This is a genomic window from Rhizobium sp. CF142, assembly GCF_000281145.1.
Classification (GTDB): domain Bacteria; phylum Pseudomonadota; class Alphaproteobacteria; order Rhizobiales; family Rhizobiaceae; genus Rhizobium.
Window position 1 is genome coordinate 43,878 of the sequence record NZ_AJWE01000089.1, and the last position, 18,976, is coordinate 62,853.

General features: G+C 61.5%; 17 protein-coding genes. All 17 read right to left on the reverse strand.

Annotated elements, in window-relative coordinates:
- Positions 1-197: 197 nt before the first annotated feature.
- The gene (locus PMI11_RS17505; protein ID WP_202803154.1) at positions 198-1,202 is read right to left on the reverse strand and encodes an HlyD family secretion protein; all 1,005 of its coding nucleotides are present in this window, start codon (positions 1,200-1,202) and stop codon (positions 198-200) included.
- Between the two features lie 224 nt (positions 1,203-1,426).
- A complete protein-coding gene (locus PMI11_RS17510; protein WP_202803153.1) occupies positions 1,427-3,058 on the reverse strand; it encodes an MFS transporter in 1,632 nt (543 codons plus the stop codon).
- 129 nt (positions 3,059-3,187) lie between these two features.
- Positions 3,188-4,009, reverse strand: coding sequence for an inositol monophosphatase family protein (locus PMI11_RS17515; RefSeq protein WP_037071625.1), 822 nt, complete (start codon positions 4,007-4,009; stop codon positions 3,188-3,190).
- Positions 4,002-4,802 (reverse strand): glycerophosphodiester phosphodiesterase, encoded by an 801-nt coding sequence (locus PMI11_RS17520; protein WP_007819480.1) that lies wholly within the window; start codon positions 4,800-4,802, stop codon positions 4,002-4,004. Before PMI11_RS17520 ends, PMI11_RS17515 begins: the two co-directional genes overlap by 8 nt.
- Positions 4,803-4,821: 19 nt before the next feature.
- On the reverse strand, positions 4,822-5,688 hold the full coding sequence (locus PMI11_RS17525) for an ABC transporter permease (RefSeq protein ID WP_007819481.1): 867 nt from the start codon (positions 5,686-5,688) through the stop codon (positions 4,822-4,824).
- 1 nt (position 5,689) lies between these two features.
- Positions 5,690-6,607, reverse strand: coding sequence for an ABC transporter permease (locus PMI11_RS17530; RefSeq protein ID WP_007819482.1), 918 nt, complete (start codon positions 6,605-6,607; stop codon positions 5,690-5,692).
- Positions 6,604-7,623: an ABC transporter ATP-binding protein gene (locus tag PMI11_RS17535; protein WP_007819483.1), complete on the reverse strand. Its 1,020-nt coding sequence runs from the start codon at positions 7,621-7,623 to the stop codon at positions 6,604-6,606. Before PMI11_RS17535 ends, PMI11_RS17530 begins: the two co-directional genes overlap by 4 nt.
- The gene (locus tag PMI11_RS17540) at positions 7,620-8,513 is read right to left on the reverse strand and encodes an ABC transporter ATP-binding protein (RefSeq protein WP_244430597.1); all 894 of its coding nucleotides are present in this window, start codon (positions 8,511-8,513) and stop codon (positions 7,620-7,622) included. The genes PMI11_RS17535 and PMI11_RS17540 overlap by 4 nt, the downstream gene beginning before the upstream one ends.
- A gap of 113 nt (positions 8,514-8,626) precedes the next feature.
- Positions 8,627-10,192, reverse strand: a complete 1,566-nt coding sequence (locus PMI11_RS17545; protein WP_007819485.1) for an ABC transporter substrate-binding protein — start codon at positions 10,190-10,192, stop codon at positions 8,627-8,629.
- 49 nt (positions 10,193-10,241) lie between these two features.
- Positions 10,242-11,015, reverse strand: a complete 774-nt coding sequence (locus PMI11_RS17550) for a DeoR/GlpR family DNA-binding transcription regulator (protein WP_007819486.1) — start codon at positions 11,013-11,015, stop codon at positions 10,242-10,244.
- 470 nt (positions 11,016-11,485) lie between these two features.
- On the reverse strand, positions 11,486-12,391 hold the full coding sequence (locus tag PMI11_RS17555) for a ribokinase (RefSeq protein WP_007819487.1): 906 nt from the start codon (positions 12,389-12,391) through the stop codon (positions 11,486-11,488).
- Positions 12,392-12,403: 12 nt separating this feature from the next.
- On the reverse strand, positions 12,404-14,209 hold the full coding sequence (locus PMI11_RS17560) for an ABC transporter ATP-binding protein (RefSeq protein WP_007819488.1): 1,806 nt from the start codon (positions 14,207-14,209) through the stop codon (positions 12,404-12,406).
- Between the two features lie 3 nt (positions 14,210-14,212).
- Positions 14,213-15,151, reverse strand: coding sequence for an ABC transporter permease (locus PMI11_RS17565; RefSeq protein ID WP_007819489.1), 939 nt, complete (start codon positions 15,149-15,151; stop codon positions 14,213-14,215).
- The gene (locus tag PMI11_RS17570) at positions 15,151-16,125 is read right to left on the reverse strand and encodes an ABC transporter permease (protein WP_007819491.1); all 975 of its coding nucleotides are present in this window, start codon (positions 16,123-16,125) and stop codon (positions 15,151-15,153) included. Before PMI11_RS17570 ends, PMI11_RS17565 begins: the two co-directional genes overlap by 1 nt.
- The gene (locus tag PMI11_RS17575) at positions 16,122-17,102 is read right to left on the reverse strand and encodes a nucleoside hydrolase (protein WP_007819492.1); all 981 of its coding nucleotides are present in this window, start codon (positions 17,100-17,102) and stop codon (positions 16,122-16,124) included. Before PMI11_RS17575 ends, PMI11_RS17570 begins: the two co-directional genes overlap by 4 nt.
- A complete protein-coding gene (locus tag PMI11_RS17580) occupies positions 17,099-18,058 on the reverse strand; it encodes a nucleoside hydrolase (protein WP_007819493.1) in 960 nt (319 codons plus the stop codon). Before PMI11_RS17580 ends, PMI11_RS17575 begins: the two co-directional genes overlap by 4 nt.
- A 35-nt stretch (positions 18,059-18,093) precedes the next feature.
- On the reverse strand, positions 18,094-18,975 hold the full coding sequence (locus PMI11_RS17585) for a dihydrodipicolinate synthase family protein (protein ID WP_007819494.1): 882 nt from the start codon (positions 18,973-18,975) through the stop codon (positions 18,094-18,096).
- Position 18,976 lies beyond the last annotated feature (1 nt).

An 18,976-nucleotide genomic window follows, 5' to 3' on the forward strand; every position in this document is an offset into this window, starting at 1 on the left:
AGCGCTACGCTCGTTGGCCAGCCGGCGGGCACGTCGACCTCGCTCCCAAGCGGGATGGCGGCCGTACACGGCGAAGTGGGCCTTCCCCAATCCTGTCTGGAGGTAACTCCGTCGGGCTTATCGGGAAGGCCGGGACGATGCGGAATGCCTCGACCTAGTCGCCCGGTGGAGTGGGCAGATGCCGTCCGGGCCTGCGTCTACCGCACCGACGTGTCCACGCGCGTGACGACCGACATTCCCGGCCGCAGCCTTTCGGCCAATGGCTGACCGCGATCGATGGATATACGAATCGGCAGTCTCTGGACGATTTTCGTGAAGTTTCCCGTCGCGTTATCCGGCCTCAATATGCTGAATTCGGAACCGGTTGCGGGCGACAGTTCTTCCACTTTGCCTGTCAGTCGCGCCCGATTGAGCGCGTCGACAGTGAACCAGACCGCCTGGCCGACGCGAATGTCGTTCGTCTGCGTCTCCTTGAAGTTCGCAACCACCCAAAGGTCCGATGGTACCAGAAACATCAACTGCGATCCGGACGTCACAAATTGCCCGAGACGCACCGAGGCCTCGCTGATTTGGCCATCTCTCGGAGCGGTGATCACCGTATTCGACAGGTTGATGCTCGCGACGTTGACCTGCGCGTCGGCCATCCGCAAGGCCGCCTGAAGTCCCTGTTTGGAAACCTCCGTGGACGTCAGCGTCTGCTCCGCGATGGCGATGGCGGCTTCGGCGCGCTTAACGCCCGCTTCGGCGGCGCTTAGGGTCGCCTGCGATTGCTCGGCCTGCGCTTGTGGGGTGACTCCCTGGCGACCAAGTGCCTCGACGCGAGTGGTATCTGCCGTTGCTCGTTGCAGCTCAGCCTGAGCCTGCAGAAGATCCGCCCTGCGCGCAACGATCTCCGCACGGTTTTGCGCCGTCGTCTGTTCCACGTTGGCCAGGTTTGCGATCGCCTGATCGCGCTGGGCCTGAGCCTGCTCGAGTTGCTGCTTGTAGGTTCTGTCATCAATCCTGACCAGCGTATCGCCGACACGAACCCTTTGAAAGTCACGTGCCGGCACCTCGACCACATAACCACTCACCTGCGAAGACAGGACGGTGATCTTGCCGCGAACAAAACTGTTGTCGGTCGTCACGATGCTCAATGCGAAGGGCCACAGCCCCCACGCGAAAAGGATGAGGGTAACGCCGACGACCGCCACCAAAAGCATCGCGGCAACCGTCAGGGGCTTGGGTGCCAACGTCTTCGGTCGAAAAGTTACGGCAGCTTCCGGCACCGTTGAAGAACCTTCCGCGACTCGGGGCCCGTTTGGCGTCTTGCCGCCATCAGGCGACGGATCCAGGCCCACCGGGGCGCCGCGCAACGGTTCCGCCGACGGCCGCTCTTCTAGTGCATCTGGTTCGCGATCTTTCATCTCGAGTGCACTCCTTCGATTCAGGCCGTGCTAGGCCCTGAGGCCACGCGCGCGAGGACAAAAATGCGCGTCATCGACCAAGCGAGGAAAATGACCGCCAGTATCGTGTTCAAGACAACGACGTCGTTGTATGCGCGAACATTCGACTCGCGCGTGGCTATTTGCGAGAGCGCAGCCACACCCAGCGCGTTTCGAAGCGCAGGATCCGTGACGACGGGTTTGTAGACCTGCGATTGGAGTGCAAGCCGCAATGCGACAGCTGGATCCGTCTGCTGGGTATGGGCAGTGATAAGCGCCGAATATTCGTGCTCGCGATATTGCTGGAACGTCGCGAATAGCGCCGGCCCCGCCAATCCGCCGATCCCCTGGGTAATCGAAAATAGCACGATAAAGGTAACCATATGGTCTGCGCCCTCTGCCAGGGCGCGATTTACGCCGAAGAGAAGCAACGGTCCGATGAACATTCCTGCAGCGCAGGAAACAAAGAACTGGCTGACATAGAGGTCGTGGGGTCGGGTCAGGTTCGTGGCGTGCCGGTCCATCAGTCCCGCGATGATGATAAGGACGACCGAAGCGGAGATCAGGGGCAGCACCGTCTTAGGTCCGAAAAGCAGAGCCGAGACGATGGTGCCTGTCAGCGTTCCGATGAATATCACCGAATAAAGCGATTGCAGTTGATCGGGTCCCATTCCCAAAGTCCGCATCAATCCTGTTGCGGCATAGGTCTGCTCGGAGAGAAGCAGCCGGATGCTCAGCGCTCCCAAGGTGAAACGTACCGTACCGGATGTCCCCAGCCAGCGCGTGCGAACAAGCGGCCGCTCCCTGTGATGCTCGAGATAGAATGCGCACAGAAGAAGAAGCAGAGCAGCGATCAATGCATGCGCCATCCAGGGCTGGTCCGGCCACCATTGAACACGACCTTGCGCCAGCACGGCGACGATGAGCGCCAAGGCCGGGGAAATCAGCAGGAAACTCAAGACATCCAGAGGCTCGAAAGCCTTTATGCGAATACCGGGCGGCAACTTCAAAACGACGACGGCGGCAAGCGAACAGAGACCGAGGCCGAGCTCAAAAACATAAAGCACATGCCACTCGCCGATATCGAGTAGCGGCACAGACAATATCCACGCGAGCGGCGTCGCAAGCTGACCGACGCCAAGAGCTATACACATGCCCGCGCCAAGCTTGGCTTTTGAGAACGCTTGCATCATGTAGAAATTGGCAACTGCGCTGATGGGCGCCGACGCGAACCCCGTCACCGCGCGAACAAATAGGGTCATCGGATAGTTGTAGGCGGCAAGCTGAAGAACAGTCGCCAAGACATAAGCCATCAATCCGAGTTCGGCGAAGCGACGTATCCCGAATTGCTGACGGCACTTGAACAGGATCAGGTTGGAAGAAACATTGACCATCACCCAGGCGGCAGGGAGCCACGCGCCTTCGATCGGCGTAAGCCCCAGTTCGCCTTGAATCTGCGGCAGGTTGGCCAACACCATGGCATTGCCGAGGCCGCCGGTTATGCCAACAAGCACCCCCACGAACGCGTAGGCCAATCGCACCGCTGGCGAATGGTACGGCGTCGACGGCGAACCTGCCATTCGCGGCCGCTCGTCGGACGTCCAGTTCGGAATTGGTTCCAGATAGCGCGGCATTTTAGGACAAGCCAACCGAAGGTTGGATGCTAATACAAGATGCGAAGAATTGCCAGGATGACGCGAGCCCGGGCGATGTCCTCAATGTGTCTTTGCACGCGGGCTCACATACGGTCGGCAGACGAGCGCCTAAGAGGCCGCTACCGACAGGGTCTGCAGCAGCGGCCTTAGCCTGTCGACGAACTCCTCGCTTCCGCAAGCGAAGCGAAGCTTCTGAGGAAGTTCGGTTCGATCCCAGTCGATGGTGCTTGAAACACCGAGACGCGCGAGGATTGGAAGCGCTGCCATCACGTCCCAGGTTGAATCTCCAATGGAGAGGTAGCCGTCGGTCTCGCCGAGCATGACCTCGATCAGCGAGATCGTTGCAGCCCCGCAAAGCCGGAAGCTGATACCGAGATCATCCGAGATGAAGCGGATGGCTTCGAGCCTGTCGGCAGTCGATACGGTGGGATGGAAACTGAAACCCGTAGATGCCCGCGACATGTCGAATGCCGGAAGCGGCTTGATCGGGCGGCCGTTGAGCCGCGCCGGGACCGTCGTCCCTCCCATTATGGTCAGGTCGCGGACGGGTGCATGGATCACCCCGAAGACGGGTCGCCGGTTCTCGTAGAGCCCGATCGAGATCGCCCAGTTCTGGCTGCCACGCACGAAATTGAAGGTGCCGTCGATCGGATCGATGACCCAGATACGGCCCGACGTGCCGGGGACCTCGCCGCCTTCCTCGCCGAAGACGCCATCGTCCGGGAAGGCTTGATTGAGCCGGGCGATCAGCAGCGCCTCGACCTGCCGGTCCGCCTCTGTCACGAGGTCGAGGTGCCCCTTCTTCTCGACCGGCAGGCCTGCCAGCGAGCGGAAGTGCGTGAGGGCCAGTGTCCCGGCCTCCCTTGCGATATCTTCGATAATCACCTCGACCGGACGCACCGGCGAGGCGCAAGCATGCCTGTCAGCCACGGGCACGATCCCTGATCCGTGCCATCTGCGCGACGTCGTCGCCCATCAGCTGGTCCAGCTGGCCCTCGCGAACCCACTGGACGATCTGGGCCTCGATATCGACGCCGTATTTGATCATCTTCTCGTGGTGGCCGCCGGGCAGATAGGTGAAGACGGCAAAGCCCTCGTCGTGAAGCTGGCGGGCCTCGCCGCTCGCGAAGTGATAGACTTCGATGTTCATCGCATTGAGATTGGCCTGCCGGGCAAGCGCCGCCGGATCGATCAGGCGGGAATGCATCAGGCCGACGGTCGGCACTTCGGGGATCGCGGCCTTCACGGCCCTCAGTTGGACGAAGTCGAAAGAGGAGAATTGCAGGAGGTCTGCGCAGCCCAGTTCGTCGATCAGCGCACGCAGCTTGGCGATGATCACGTCGTTGCGGTCGTAGATCTTGAGTTCGAGCTGATAGAGTATCCCAAGTTCGCGGGCGAGCTGCAGCGCGTCGCGCAGCAGGGGTACGCGTTCGCCGGCGAAACCCTCGCCGAACCAGCTTCCGGCATCGAGCCTGGAGAGTTGCGAATAGGTCATGTTCTCAACGATGCCGTGGCCGTTGGTGGTGCGATCGACGGTCTTGTCATGGATCAGAACCAGCTCGCCGTCGCTCGTCATGCCAAGGTCTGTTTCGCAGGTGGCGAGCGGCCCGCCATGTTCGAAAGCTTTGCGAAACGCGGCAAGCGTGTTTTCCGGAGCGCCGGCGCTGTGGCCACGATGGCCACCAACGCGCAAGGTATCGAGGTTCATTCTGAGCGGATTCATTGTGTTTTCCTTTTTCAATTCAACGGAGGCGCGCGTCGAAACGATCGCGCAGGTAGTCGCCGAGCAGGCTGATGGAGAGGGTCGTCAGGACGATGACGGCGCCGGGGAAGGCGGCGATCCACCAAGCGATCGCCAGATAATTCCGGCCGTCTGCGACCATCAGGCCGAGGCTGGTCGCCGGCGGCTGGATGCCGAGGCCAAGAAAGCTCAGCCCGCTTTCGAGCAGGATGATTTCCGGAAAGTTCACGGTGAACTGTACGATCAGCGGGCCGGCGATATTGGGAAGCATGTGGCGGAGGTAGATCCGTCGCGACGGCACGCCGACGATGCGGGCCGCTTCCGCATAGCCTTCCTCCCGGGCGCCGATGACGAGGCCGCGGGTCAGCCGCGCATAGCGTTCCCAGTTCTGAAAGCCGACGAGGAAGACGAACAGCAGCGGGCTGGAACCGAACATGGCAAGCACGCCGAGCGCGATGATTATGAAGGGGACCGACGCCATCGAATCGGCAAAGCCCATGATGACGTTATCGATCCAGCCACCGAAATGGGCGGCCAGCAGGCCAAGCGTCGTGCCGATCAGCGCGCAGACGATCGACCCGACGAGCGCGATCATAAGCGTGGTCTGGGTGGCAACCAGCACGTTGCTCAGCACATCGCGGCCGAGATAGTCGGAGCCGAACAGATGGCTTGCGGACGCGAAGGGCCGGGCAAAACGGGCGAGCGGGTCCTGCGAGAGATAATCGAAAGGCGATATCCAGCGCGCCGCAATGCCGGTGACGACGACGATGCCGATCCACAGGCAGCAGAGGCCAATGCTGGACGGCATGTGGTGGAACGGAGCCCAAAGCCACCCCCGGATCGGGCGGGACGAGGTCACGATCGTCATGTCAATGCATCCTGAGTTTCGGATTGAGGACGACATAGAGAATGTCGACGGTGAGGTTGATGACGACCATGAAGGCCGTAAACAGCACGATCATCGCCTGTGCGACCGGCAGGTCACCAGCGCTCGTCGCATTGACGAAGCCGCTGCCGAGGCCAGGCCAGGCAAAGACGGGTTCCACCAGAACGGCGCCCCCGAGCAGACCGCCAGCGACGAAGCCGAGCGTCGTCACCATCGGGATCGCCGCGTTCGGCAGGGCATGGCGCAGTATGATCTCCCAGTTCGGGACGCCGTCGGCGCGCGCCGCGGCAACATAGGGCTGGCCCAGGACATCGATCAGGGTCGAACGCATGAAGCGGGCGACGGCCGCGGCATTGAACAGGGCGCAGGTCGCCACGGGCAGGATCGCATGTCTCCAGGTCGAGCTGCCGGAACTCGGCAGCACGCGCAGCCAGACCGCGAAGGTGAAGATGAAGACGAGGCCGAGCAGGAAGTTGGGAATGCTGTAACCGAGGACGGCGCCCGCCATGACGCCCTTGTCGACGGCAGATTCCCGGCGCACGGCCGCAAGGATGCCCGCCGGGATGCCGATCAGCAGACTGAGGATGAAGGCCGGCACTGTGAGGGCGAGCGTCTTCGGGATCCGCTCGGTGACGACGGCAAATACGTCGCGGCCATCGGCAAAGGAGACCCCGAAATCCCCGCTCAGGATGTTGGCGACATAGAACAGGTATTGTTCGAAGATCGATCGATCCAGCGCCCATTTGGCATTGAACGCAGCCAGCGCCTCGGGGCTGGCATTGTCGGACAGCATCTGCTGGGCCGGATCGCCGCTCAGGCGCAGGACAATGAAGACGAGTGTGACGGTGAAGATCAGAACGATGATCGCCCGGACCGCACGGGCAAGGATGAACCCGATCATTGCGCCGTTTCCTTCTGCTGCTGCACGATTGCCGAGGAGGAGATCGGCAGGGCGAATTCCTCGGCCCGGTGGCATGCCGCCTGCTGTCGGTCGAAGGCCCGGAGCGGGGGCGCCTCTATGGCGCACCTGTCAATGGCAAAAGGGCAGCGCGAGCGGAAAGCGCAGCCGCGCGATACCTTGCCGGCATCGAGTTCGCCCTTGATCGGCGGCTCGATATTGCGGATCGAGGGGTCCAGTGTGGGTACGGAGGCGAGCAGCGCGCGCGTATAGGGGTGGCGCGGCTGTTCGTAGACGGCCCTGATGTCGCCGGTCTCGACGATGCGGCCGAGATACATTACCGCGATGCGATCGACGAGATGGCGCACGATCCGGAGATCGTGGGTGATGAAGACATAGGCGAGATCGAGCTCCTGCCAGAGTGATCGCAACAGGGCCACGACCTGGGCTTGAACGGAGACATCAAGCGCCGAGACCGCCTCGTCGAAGACGACCAGCTTCGGTTCCAAGATCAGGGCGCGGGCGATGACGACACGCTGGCGCTGGCCACCGGACATCTGGTGCGGGAAGCGGTTCATCATGGCGCTCGACAGGCCGACGCGCTCCAGCATCGCGGCCGTGCGCTCATAGGCTTCCGACCGGCCGGCGACACGATGGACCAGAAGCCCCTCGGCGACCTGTTCACCGATGCTCATCTGCGGATTGAGGGCCGATAGCGGGTTCTGTTGCACGAGCGAGGTTCGTTTGCGGAATGCCGTCCAGTCTTTTGGCCCACGGTCCTTGTGGTTGACACCTTCGAACCACACGTCGCCGCGGGTCGGCGGGATCAGGCCGAGAAGGAGCCGACCCAGGGTCGATTTTCCGCTGCCCGATTCACCGACGACGCCGATGCGTTCGCGTGGCGAAAGTTCGAAGCTGATGGAACTGGCCGCCAGTTGGCTGGTTGGCCTGGCGAAAAAACCGGTCTTGTGCCGATAGGCCTTGGTCAGATCGCAGGTGCGGAGCAAGGGCGTGTTCATGCGGCCACCCGATTAAAACAGGAGGTCTCGTGAACAAGACCTATCGTGGTGGGCGCGGGGAACCGGGCGGTGCATTCATCGCTCGCGCGTAAACAGCGCGGATGGAAATGGCATCCCCCAGGCAGGCTGTCGAGTAGCGGAACGGAACCGGGAATAGGAACGGGCGGTTCGAGATCGGCGGGATCGATGCCCGGCATGCAGTCGATCAGCGCGCGGGTGTAAGGGTGCGACGGGCGCTGCAGCAGCTCAGCCACCGGCGCGGTCTCGACGATCTTGCCGCAATACATCACCACCGCCCGGTCGGCGAGGCGGGCGATAACGCCGAGATCGTGGGAGACGAGGATCAGGGCCATGCCGGTTTCGGCCTTCAGTTCCTCGAGCAGGTGCAGAATCTGGGCCTGCATGGTCACGTCGAGCGCCGTGGTCGGCTCGTCGGCGATCAACAGTTGCGGCCTGGCTGCAAGTGCATGGGCGATCATTACGCGCTGGTTCATCCCGCCGGAAAATTGGTGCGGATAGGCGCGCAGCCGGCTTTTGGCGCGGTCGATGCCGACGCGTTCCAACAGGCGCATGGCTTCGAACCGGGCGTCGTTGCCCGTCAGGCCCTGATGCCGGTAGAGCGCGGATTCCAGATAGTAGCCGATCGTGTGGACCGGGTTGAGGCTGCTGGTCGGATCCTGGAAGATCATTGCGATCGTCGGATCTGCGGCCTTGCCTGACTTCGATGGGTCGCGCGCGAATTCGATGCTGCCGCCGGTACGGGCAATCCCGCGCGGAAGCATGTTGGCGACCGCATAGCAGGTCATGCTCTTGCCGCAGCCGGACTCGCCAACCAGGCCGAGCGTCTGTCCGGCCTCCAGGGAAAAGCTGATCCCGCCGATGATCTTCATGTTTCGTGCCGGGACCTCGACGACGAGATCGCGAACGGTCAAGAGCTTTGACATGGGTATTCTCCGGGGAGGCGGTGCGCACGAATGCGCACCGCCGATACACTGGATTGTCGTTACGAGAAGCTGAGATTGTTGCGGAATTCCATCATCTCGAAGCTGATCGGCCTCCAGTTGACGTCCTTGCGTGCGGCGTAGACGTCGAAGGGCTGGTAGAGAATGACGGCAGGCGCCTCTTCCTCGAAGATGTCGCGCAGACGGTTGAAGGCGTCGAAACGTTCCTGGCCGTCAGGGAGCTGGGCTACCTTCACGCACAGCTCATTGAATTCCGCCGGCGCTTGCCAGCCCCAGCGCTTCTGGATACCGCGCCCGGGACCGAATTCGGACACCATCGTCGTGTAGGCGTCGGTCAGCGACATGCCGTTCGACCAGTTGCGCATCATGACGTCGTCGTCCTTGGGGTTTGCACCCGGAGCGTAGATCTTCGGCTCGACGGTGATGCCGATGTCCTTCCACATCTCGATCATCATCATGAGCGCAGGAATGGCGTTGGCGTAGTAATTGCCCATCGTGTGGTAGGTGATCGGGGTGCCATCGTAGCCGCTTTCCTTGACGAGGCGCCTGGCTTCTTCGACATCGTATTCCATCGCACGGCGATTGGGGTCGAAAGTCTTGCCCATGTGCGGGAAGTTCATGCCGGCCGGAATGGACGCTCTGCCCTTCCACAGGGATTCGACCATCAGCGGGCGATTGACGGCAAGCGCCAGCGCGCGGCGCAACGTCTTCGACTTGAATATCGGCTTGTTCATATTGAACGTGAACATGTGGAAGTTCTCGATCAGCGTGCCGCGCGTCTCGATGTCCTGATAGCCGTCGATCAGCGCCATGTCGTCGGGCGTCAAGGTTGTGATGATGTCGTATTCGCCGCTGATCAGGCCGGCGACGCGGGTCGCGGGCTCTGCGACCACTTGGTAGGTAATCTTCGATGCGGTCGGCTTTTCGCCCCAATAGGTGTCGTTTGCCTCAAGCACGACGCGGTCATTGGCCACGAACTCGACGAACTTGTAGGGGCCGGTGCCGATCGGCTTGTTGCCGAAGGCGACGGCGCCGAGGCTCTTGTAATATTCCCTTGGGACGATGCGACCGAGCCAGGAGGCGAGAAAGCGCTCGATCAGGAAGGACGGGGTCTTGGTGCGCAGCACCACGGTGTACTTGTCCTCGACGACAGGCTCATCCCAGTCCGGCGAGAAAGCGCGTCCGTTCGGAACGGTCTTGATCGCATCGTCGCCCCACAGGCGCTCCGACGAGAACGTGTAGGCGACGTCCTCGGCGGTCATGTCCGCGCCATCGTGGAATTTGACGTTCTGGCGCAATTTGAAGCGCACGGACTTGTCGTCGATTCGCTCCCAACTCTCGGCGAGCTGCGGGACGAGCGCGATGCCGTTGCCCTTTGCGCCGTTGCCGAACCAGTCGCGCGTCAAGAGCGTATCGAAGATCTGGTTGACGATACGCGGGCCGACATTGCTGATGGCGTTCACTGGCTCCAGTGAAGCTGGCACCCCGTTGACGCCGATCCTCAGTTCGCGCCGTCCCTGCGCGAAGGCAAATTTCGTGCTGGTGGTCGATGCCAGCGCCGCGACGCTTGCACCGATGATGAATGTTCTGCGGTTGGTCGTAAGCATCCAATGTCTCCTGCTTGGCAAGATGCGGTTGATGGAAGGGAGGTCGGGCTCAGTCCGCGATGACAAACTTCTTGCGCAGCCTCTCGGGGGCTGCGTCGATGATCGACATGGCGCCGCGATCGGTGACGATCGTGCCGACGTCTTCGATCTTGGCCACGACGGACATGCTGGATTTGGTGAACTTGGAATTGTCCGCGACGACAATGACGCGCCGCGAGACTTCCATCATGGCCCGAGCGATGCTCGCGTTTACCGGCTCAACGGTACAGACCAATCCGCGATCGACATCGATCGATGCCGCATTGAGGATGAGCTTATCGACGTTGAATTGCCGGATGAACTGCTCCGCCAGCGGCCCACGGAAGGAATGGTTTGTGGCGGTGTATTCGCCGCCGACCGCGTAGACGCTCTGCCCCTCGTCACGCGTCAGTTCGGCGATAATGTCGAGGCCGTTCGAGATAAGCGTGAGGCTGCGGCGACCGACGAGCTTTTTTGCGACTTCCAGAGCCGTGGTTCCGGCATCCAGCAGCACGGTGTCGCCGTCGACGATCATTCCCGAGACGACCGATGCGATGGCGGCCTTCTCGGGCTGGTTCCAGACGGAACGGGCCTCGTTCGTTTTGTCCTGGGCGACCTGATTGATGCTTACGGCGCCGCCGTGGGTGCGACGGAGCAGCCCGGCTCCTTCGAGGTCACCGAGGTCGCGTCGGATTGTGGCGACAGAGACGTCAAATCGCTCAATCAGGGTGCGCAAATCGAGGAAGTTGCGTTCGCGCAGCAACTCGACGATCTTCGCCTGACGATCTTCCGCTTGAGTCAGCAATGGCCTGCTCCTTGTCACTAAAGTGACGCATATCGCTCATGTATGAGCGATATCTATCGCCAAGAGATGACAGGCATATGACGAATTCAGGTCAGAATTGGACCCTTCATTTGCATCTCAGCTTCGTAAAGTGGAATCGGCAGCTACGATGATCGAAATCGCTCATCGCAGCCTATGGCGGTTTTACGTCCAAAGGATCGACATCATTTCTGCCGCGGTCCTCGCGATGGGGCGGTGGAACACTTTGAGATTTTTGGCTTAACAGGCCGAGTGCAGGGTGATGGGAAGGCAGCGATTGTCTGCAACTGGCTGGAAGCCAGCCATCGCCATGATGAGAGGAGAACCACCACGATGTCGTTGCGTGATCGCTTTGAATACGCAGACCTGAGAGGGTTTGAACTGATTAAATTGGGAATACTATGGCAGCCACGCAGTGTTGCGAGCATGCGCCCGTCTGCGCGCGCCGATTCCTAAATGCTTCCGCCGTGATCGGTGGAGGTACCGATCATTTTCGCCGTTTCCTCGCCGATAGGAATACTTCGCTGACTTCCGGCCCGTGAGCATGCCAGACCGGCCGCGATCGACGCTCTTTCCATCGCGGCCTCGAGCGACAAGCCACGATCCAGTGCGGAGGCGAGCGCGCCGACAAAGCAATCGCCCGCGGCGGTCGTGTCCTTCACATCGATCGGCATGGCGGGAAGCCGAATATACTTGCCTTTGACGAATGCTTCTGCGCCCTCAGCGCCGAGCGTGCGCAGCACACCCGTATCAAGCCGGGCTGAAAGGACCTGTGCGGAAGCATCGCAGCCCAGCCAGCCGGCCAGCGTTTCGGCCTCGTCTTCGTTTACGACGAGCAAGTCACAGAGCGACAACACTTGGTCTTCCAGAGGAAAGGCCGGAGCGAGATTGAGGATCGACATAGTCCTCGACGCGGCGGCGCGGCGGATGAGCTTTTCCACTTCGGCCACGTCGTTTTCCATCTGCATCAACACGATGTTCGCGCGCTGCAGGAGATCGTCTTCCACTGCGTCGGACGATGCCATCAGGTTGGCGCCAGCCGCCACCACGATCATGTTGCGACCCTTCGCATCGATCTGGATCGACGCACTGCCGGTCGGCTCGGCGACGCGGCTGACGCGACTGATGTCCGTCGCAGCCTTGAGGTTCTGCAGTCCGATCTCGGCCAATGCATCATCGCCAACGGCACCGACCATGACCACTTCGGCACCGTCACGAGCCGCCGCCAATGCCTGGTTTGCACCTTTGCCGCCGGCCTCGGTACGCAACGTTTTGGCCATCAACGTCTGGCCGGGCTGGGGCATCTCTGCGACCGAGTAGACGAAGTCGACATTGATGGAACCAAAGGTGACGATCATGATGTGTCTTTCTCAGGCCACCTGAACGAAGTGGCCGTCACCGGCTTGTTCGTAGGTGCGCTTCGGCGGCACATAATCTGCAGCGCGGAACGGGCTCTTGATCTCGGCGTCGGAGATCCGCCGCGGCTGCCGGCGTGACGGATCGGCGATCGGCACCGCCGCCATCAGGCGCTTGGTGTATTCGTGCTGCGGGTTTTCGAACACAGCCTGGCGCGGGCCGATCTCGACGATTTCGCCGAGATACATGACCGCCACCCGGTGGCTAATGCGCTCGACCACCGCCATGTCATGGCTGATGAAGAGATAACCGAGGCCGTATTTTTCCTGCAGGTCCAGCATCAGGTTGATCACCTGCGCCTTCACGGAGACATCGAGCGCGGAAACGGATTCGTCGGCGATCAGAAGCTTTGGCTCCAGCGCGAGCGCACGCGCGATGCAGACGCGCTGGCGCTGGCCGCCGGAAAACTCGTGCGGAAAACGATCCGCCATCGAAGCTGCAAGGCCGACACGTTCCAACAGATCGCCGACACGTTGGCGGGCTTGCGAAGCCGTCGCGAGACCATGAGTGACAATCGGCTCGGCGATTGCCTGGCCGACACGGATGCGCGGGTTAAGGCTCTCGAACGGGTCCTGGAAAACCATCTGTGCTTCGCGGCGGATATCGGCGAGCTCGCCCTTGCCGGCCTTGAGCACGTCCTTGCCGCCGATGTTGACCACGCCGGAGACCGGGTCCGTCAGGCGGATGATCGAGCGGCCGGTCGTGGACTTGCCGCAGCCGGATTCACCGACCAGCGACAGGGTCTCGCCCTGCCGCAGCTCGAGCGAAACGCCCTCGACGGCATGGATGCGGCCGATCGTCCTGCGCAAAAAACCCTGCTTGATCGGGAAACGGGTGATCAGGTTGTCAACCTTGAGGATCGGCGGCTGATCGCGCTTGACGGTGTCTTCGGTCGGCTTGACCGGTGCGATCTCGCCGGTTGCCATATCGACCTGCGGAAAGCGCAGCGGCCGGTCCTTGCCGGTCATGGAGCCCAGCTGCGGCACCGCCGACAGAAGCACGCGGGTATAGGGATGCCTGGCGCCGGCAAAGAGGTCATGCGTGGTGCCCGTCTCGACCTGCTCGCCGCGATACATCACCACCGTGCGATCAGAGATTTCGGCAACCACACCCATGTCGTGCGTGATGAAGAGGACCGACATGCCCTCTTCGTCCTGCAGCGTCTTGATCAGTTCGAGGATCTGCGCCTGAATTGTCACATCGAGTGCCGTCGTCGGTTCATCGGCGATCAAAAGCTTTGGATCGCAGGCGAGCGCGATGGCGATGACGACGCGCTGGCGCATGCCGCCCGAAAAATTCATCGGATATTCGTTGAGGCGCGATTTTGCAGATGGAATACGGACCTTTTCCAGAAGTCGCACGGCTTCTGCCTCGGCCTGCGAATGCGACATGCCCCGATGCTGCCGCAGCACCTCGGTGATCTGCTCACCTATTTTCAGGACAGGGTTGAGCGAGGTCATCGGTTCCTGAAAGATCATGCCGATGCGGTTGCCGCGGATTTTCTGCATGTCTTCGAGCGGCAGGGACAGCAGGTCCTTGCCTTCGAATTCGATGCGGCCGGTCACGCGCGAATTGCCCGGTGACAAGAGCCGCATGATCGACATGGCCGTGACGCTCTTGCCCGAGCCGGATTCACCGACGACGGCGACCGTTTCCTTCGCGTTGATGTCGAAGCTGACGCCGTTGACGACGTTGCGCCATTCGCGGCCGACGCGGAAGGCGGCATTTAGATTGGAGATCGAAAGAATGGGATCCGTCATAGCTTAGCCTTCCCGGCGCGGATTGAGGATGTCGCGCAGAGCATCGCCGATCAGGTTGATCGCGACGATGAGCAACAGGAGGGCAAGGCCCGGAAAGAAGCTGATCCAGTAGTCGCCGGAAAGCAGATATTCAAAACCGTTCGAGATCAGCAGGCCGAGCGACGGTTCGGTGACCGGCAGGCCAATGCCGAGGAAGGAGAGCGTCGCTTCCAGCATGATGGCATAGGCGACCCGCATGGTGGCGACGACGATCAGCGGCGGCAGGCAGTTCGGCAGGATATGCCGGAAGAGAATGCTGCGGTCGGGCAGCGCCATCGACCGTGCGGCATCGACATAGGCACGCTTGCGCTCGACCAGCGCTGAGCCGCGGATCGTGCGGGCGTAGTAGGCCCACTGGGTGACGACCAGCGCCAGGATGATCTTGTCGACACCCTGGCCGAGGATGGCGAGGAAGATCAGGGCGATCAGGATCGCCGGGAAGCTCAGCTGTATATCGACGATACGCATCAGGATGGAATCCAGACGGCCGCCGACATAGCCACTGGTCAAGCCGATCGAGGCGCCGATGACCAATGCGATACCCGCACTCGACAAGCCGACGAGGATACTGGTGCGCAGACCGTAGAGGATGGCACTAAACAGGTCGCGGCCCTGCGTGTCGGTGCCGATCAGGTAGGTCATGCCCGACATGCTTTGCGAACCCGGTGGCAGACGACCGTCGAGAATGTCGAGCTGGGCTAGATCATAGGGGTTCTGCGGCGCGACGAACGGCGCGAAAATCGCCGCCAAGACGAAGATCGTCACCAGGACGATACCCAGCAGAGCGAGCTTGTCGTGCAGCAGCGCAATGACGACCTGCCGTGCCGGCGAGCGAGAGGCGGAGCGGGCGCCGCTATTGGCAGCAGCATGGACCGAAGCGGTCGAGGACTTGGTCTCGCTCATTACGAGTTCCCCTCAAGACGGACGCGTGGATCGACGATGGAATAGAGGATGTCGACCACGAGGTTGATGACGCTGAACATCACGACGGTGATCATCAGGTAGGCCAGGATCACTGGACGATCGAGAACACCGATGGCATCGATGATCAGCTTTCCCATCCCCGGCCATGCGAAGATCGTCTCGGTGACGACCGCAAACGCGATCAGCGAACCGAGTTCGAGGCCGATGACCGTGATCAGCGGGATCAGCGTGTTCTTCAGCACATGCACGGTGACGATGCGGCGCTCCGGCAGGCCCTTGGCGCGGGCGAAACGAACGAAATCGAGTTGCATCGTCTCCATCACGCCGGCGCGGGTCAGACGGATGACGAGCGAGATCTTGAATAGCGCCAGGTTAAAGGCCGGCAGGAGGAGATGCGACAGGCCATCGAGCGTGATGAGGCTGAGCGGAATGCCGAACACGGACACCGTCTCGCCGCGGCCGGAAGCCGGCAGCCAGCCGAGATAGACGCTGAACAGCATGATCATGACCAGGCCGATCCAGAAAGTCGGCAGGCTGAAGCCAAGGATCGAGAAGGTCATGATCGACTTCGAAATGAACCCCTTCGGCTTCAAGCCGGCATAGACGCCGAGTGGAATTCCGACGATGAGTGCCATGAACAGGGCAACAAAGGCGAGTTCCAGTGTCGCCGGCATGCGGTTGAGGATGAGCGTCAGCGCCGGCTGATTGAACACGAAGGAATTGCCGAGATCGCCCGACAGCGCGCGGACGAGGAACAGCCAGTATTGTTCCCAAACTGGCTTGTCGAGACCGAAGGACTGGATGACCTGCAGCCGTTCGGCGGGCGTTGCGGTCGGACTCAGAAGCACGTCGACCGGATTGCCGACGAGATAGAGACCGGCAAAGACCAGGACCGACATAACGAGGAGCGTGAGCACGGTCTGTATCGATCGGCTTAAGAGATATCCGCTCATGATTTTGAGCCTCCCAGGGTTTGTCTGCCAGGCGCGGTGCCGCCATGGCGGGCGATACGCTCGATCAGCAGTTCGATAAAACCGGCCTCGTCGACATCGGTGACGACGGTGGCGTTGGCCGGCCGGCCCATCTTCTTGTGAAAGTCGGCATAGGTATAACCCATCGTCGGGCCGGTGACCTGCACGCCGACAAAAGCCTCGCGGCTGGTGAACAGCCCAGGGTGGATCAGCCAGGCGATCGTCGTCGCATCATGGATCGGACCGCCCGGGCGACCGAAACGTTTCTCGTCGCTTCTGTCAAAGGTGGAAAAAAGATTGAAGAGGGCGGCACCGGCCTCGCCGCCGGCCCGGAATCTTTCGAAATGCTCGGTCGTGAACAGAGCCTGGAACGTCATGTCGAGCGGCATCAGAACGATCGGAACGCCCGACTGGAAGACGATTTCGGCTGCATGCGGATCGGCATACACGTTGAACTCGGCCCATGGCGTGCGGTGGCCGAGCGCGGTGAAGGCGCCGCCCATGGACACGATCTGCCGGATGCCTCGGGCGACATCCGGATGCTGTATGAGAGCCAACGCGACATTCGTCATCGGGCCGATCGCACAGATGGTGATCTGTTCGCCGGCCATAGCGGCCGCCCGCGCCGTGCGGACGATGAACTGAACCGCATTTTCGTGCGCCGGCACGACATCGCCGGCTTTGACCAGCGTGTCGTCGAAAGCGCCAATACTGGCATATTTTCCATAGACCTGGTCGCGCACCAGCGGCCCACTGGCACCGGCATGCACCGGCACGTCACCCCGGCCGCTCAAGGCCATCAGCTTGCAGGCATTGGTGACAGTATCGCGAAGGGGCACGTTTCCGGCGACGATCGACAGTCCTAGAACCTCGATCTCCGGCGAGGCAAGCGCCATCAGGATGGCGGCGGCATCATCCACGCCCGGATCCGCATCGATGATGACCTTGTGGGATTTCATGCGACGGCCTTTTCTGCGTAGCGCGACAGCCGTTCCAAGAAGAAGGCGATCACGCCTTCCGCATCGACCTTGGTGACGATGTCGGCATTCGGCTCAAGACCGCTCTTGCCGTACCAGTCCGCAATCGTCTGGCCCATGCAAAGCTCGCTTTCGTATTCGACGAAGACACGCGCCTTCTGCGTCTCGAACAGATGCGGCGCCAGGATATAGGCCATGACCAGCGGGTCATGCAGCGGGCCGCCGCGCGAGCCGTAACGGCGCACGTCATTGCGGTCCCAGAAGGCCATCAGTTCCGCGAGCGTTTCGGAAATGCGGCCGCTGACGCGGGAGAATTCTGCGACATGCTCGGGCTTCAGCATGACCTGGTGCGTCGCGTCGAGCGCCAGGGCGACGATCGGAATGCCGCTCGAAAACACCACATGCGCGGCATGCGGATCGGCCAGCACGTTGAACTCCGAGGTCATCGTGCGGTTGCCTGGCTCACGATAGGCGCCGCCCATCATCACGATACGCCCGATGCCATCTGCGATCTGCGGCTTCATGCGCAGCGCCACAGCGACATTGGTCAGCGGGCCGAGGCAACAGATGGTGATAGTCTCCCCCTTGTCTGCTGCTTCACTCAGCGCTTCGATCAGAAAATCGACGGCGGACATCGTTTCGGCCTTCTTGACGGGCTCCGGCAGGGTGGTGTTGCCGAGCCCGGTCTTGCCATGGAACTGGCCATGAATCGGCTCGCGCAGCATCGGCCGGAAACAGCCGGCATAGACCGGAATGTCGGCGCGTCCGCCAAGCTCGCAGACTTGCAACGCGTTGCGAACTGTCCGCTCGAGCGGCTGGTTGCCGCAGACCGGTGTGATGCCAAGAATCTCGAGTTCCGGTGACACGAATGCGGTGAGCAGCGCAATCGTGTCGTCGATACCGGGGTCACAATCGACGATGATCGAAATCGGCTTCATTCTGAAATGCCTTCAAGGTGTGGATCAGGAAAAACTCAAAGCGCGCCGACGTCGCGCAGCACGCCGGCGATTTCCGCACGTGCCGCTTCGTCCAGCGGCATTTGCGGCGCCATGGGCGCGCCGACGGGAAAACCCTGTAAATCGAGCGCCGTCTTGATGCAGGCAGCGATCGAGTACTTCGCAAAGATCTCGTTGACCTTCCAGAGCGGCCGCTGCAACTCCATCGCATGCGCCCAGTCACCTGCTTTGGCTGCACCGTAGAGCGCGATGCTCTGCTTCGGCACGATGCAGGCAGGGCCTGCCATCCAGCCGATCCCACCGATCATCATCACGCAGACAGGAATATGCGCGGAGGCAGCAAATACCTCCATCCGGCCGCGTGTACGCTCGATGATTGAGAGAAGCCGGCCGGTGTTGGTCGAGGCGTCCTTGATGTAGCGGATATTGTCGATGCGACTCAGCCGCTCGATCACCGGCAGGGAGAGGTCGGAACGCTGGAACTGCGGATTGGTGTATAGGACCACCGGACGCCCCTTCGCAGCCTTGGCGATCGCCGTAAAATAGGCCTCCACACCCTCGTCACTGACCGGGAAATAGGCTTCGAGAATTGCGAGAATACCATCAGCTCCGGCCTCGACCATGTATTCCGTCTGGGCGACGGCGTCAGCGGTCGTAGTCGACGCCACGCCGGCGACGACGGGGACCCGGCCGCGATTGGCCGAAATCACCGTGTCGACGACGTGACGTCTCTGCTCTTCGGAGAGATAAGCAAATTCGCCGGTGCTGCCGAGCGGCGCCAGCCCGTGAACGCCCTCGCCGATCAGATGATCCACCAGGTCTGTGAGCACGCCTTCCATCACCTGGCCGGATATGTCGATCGGCGAGACGAGATAAGGGAATACACCACCGAAGGACATG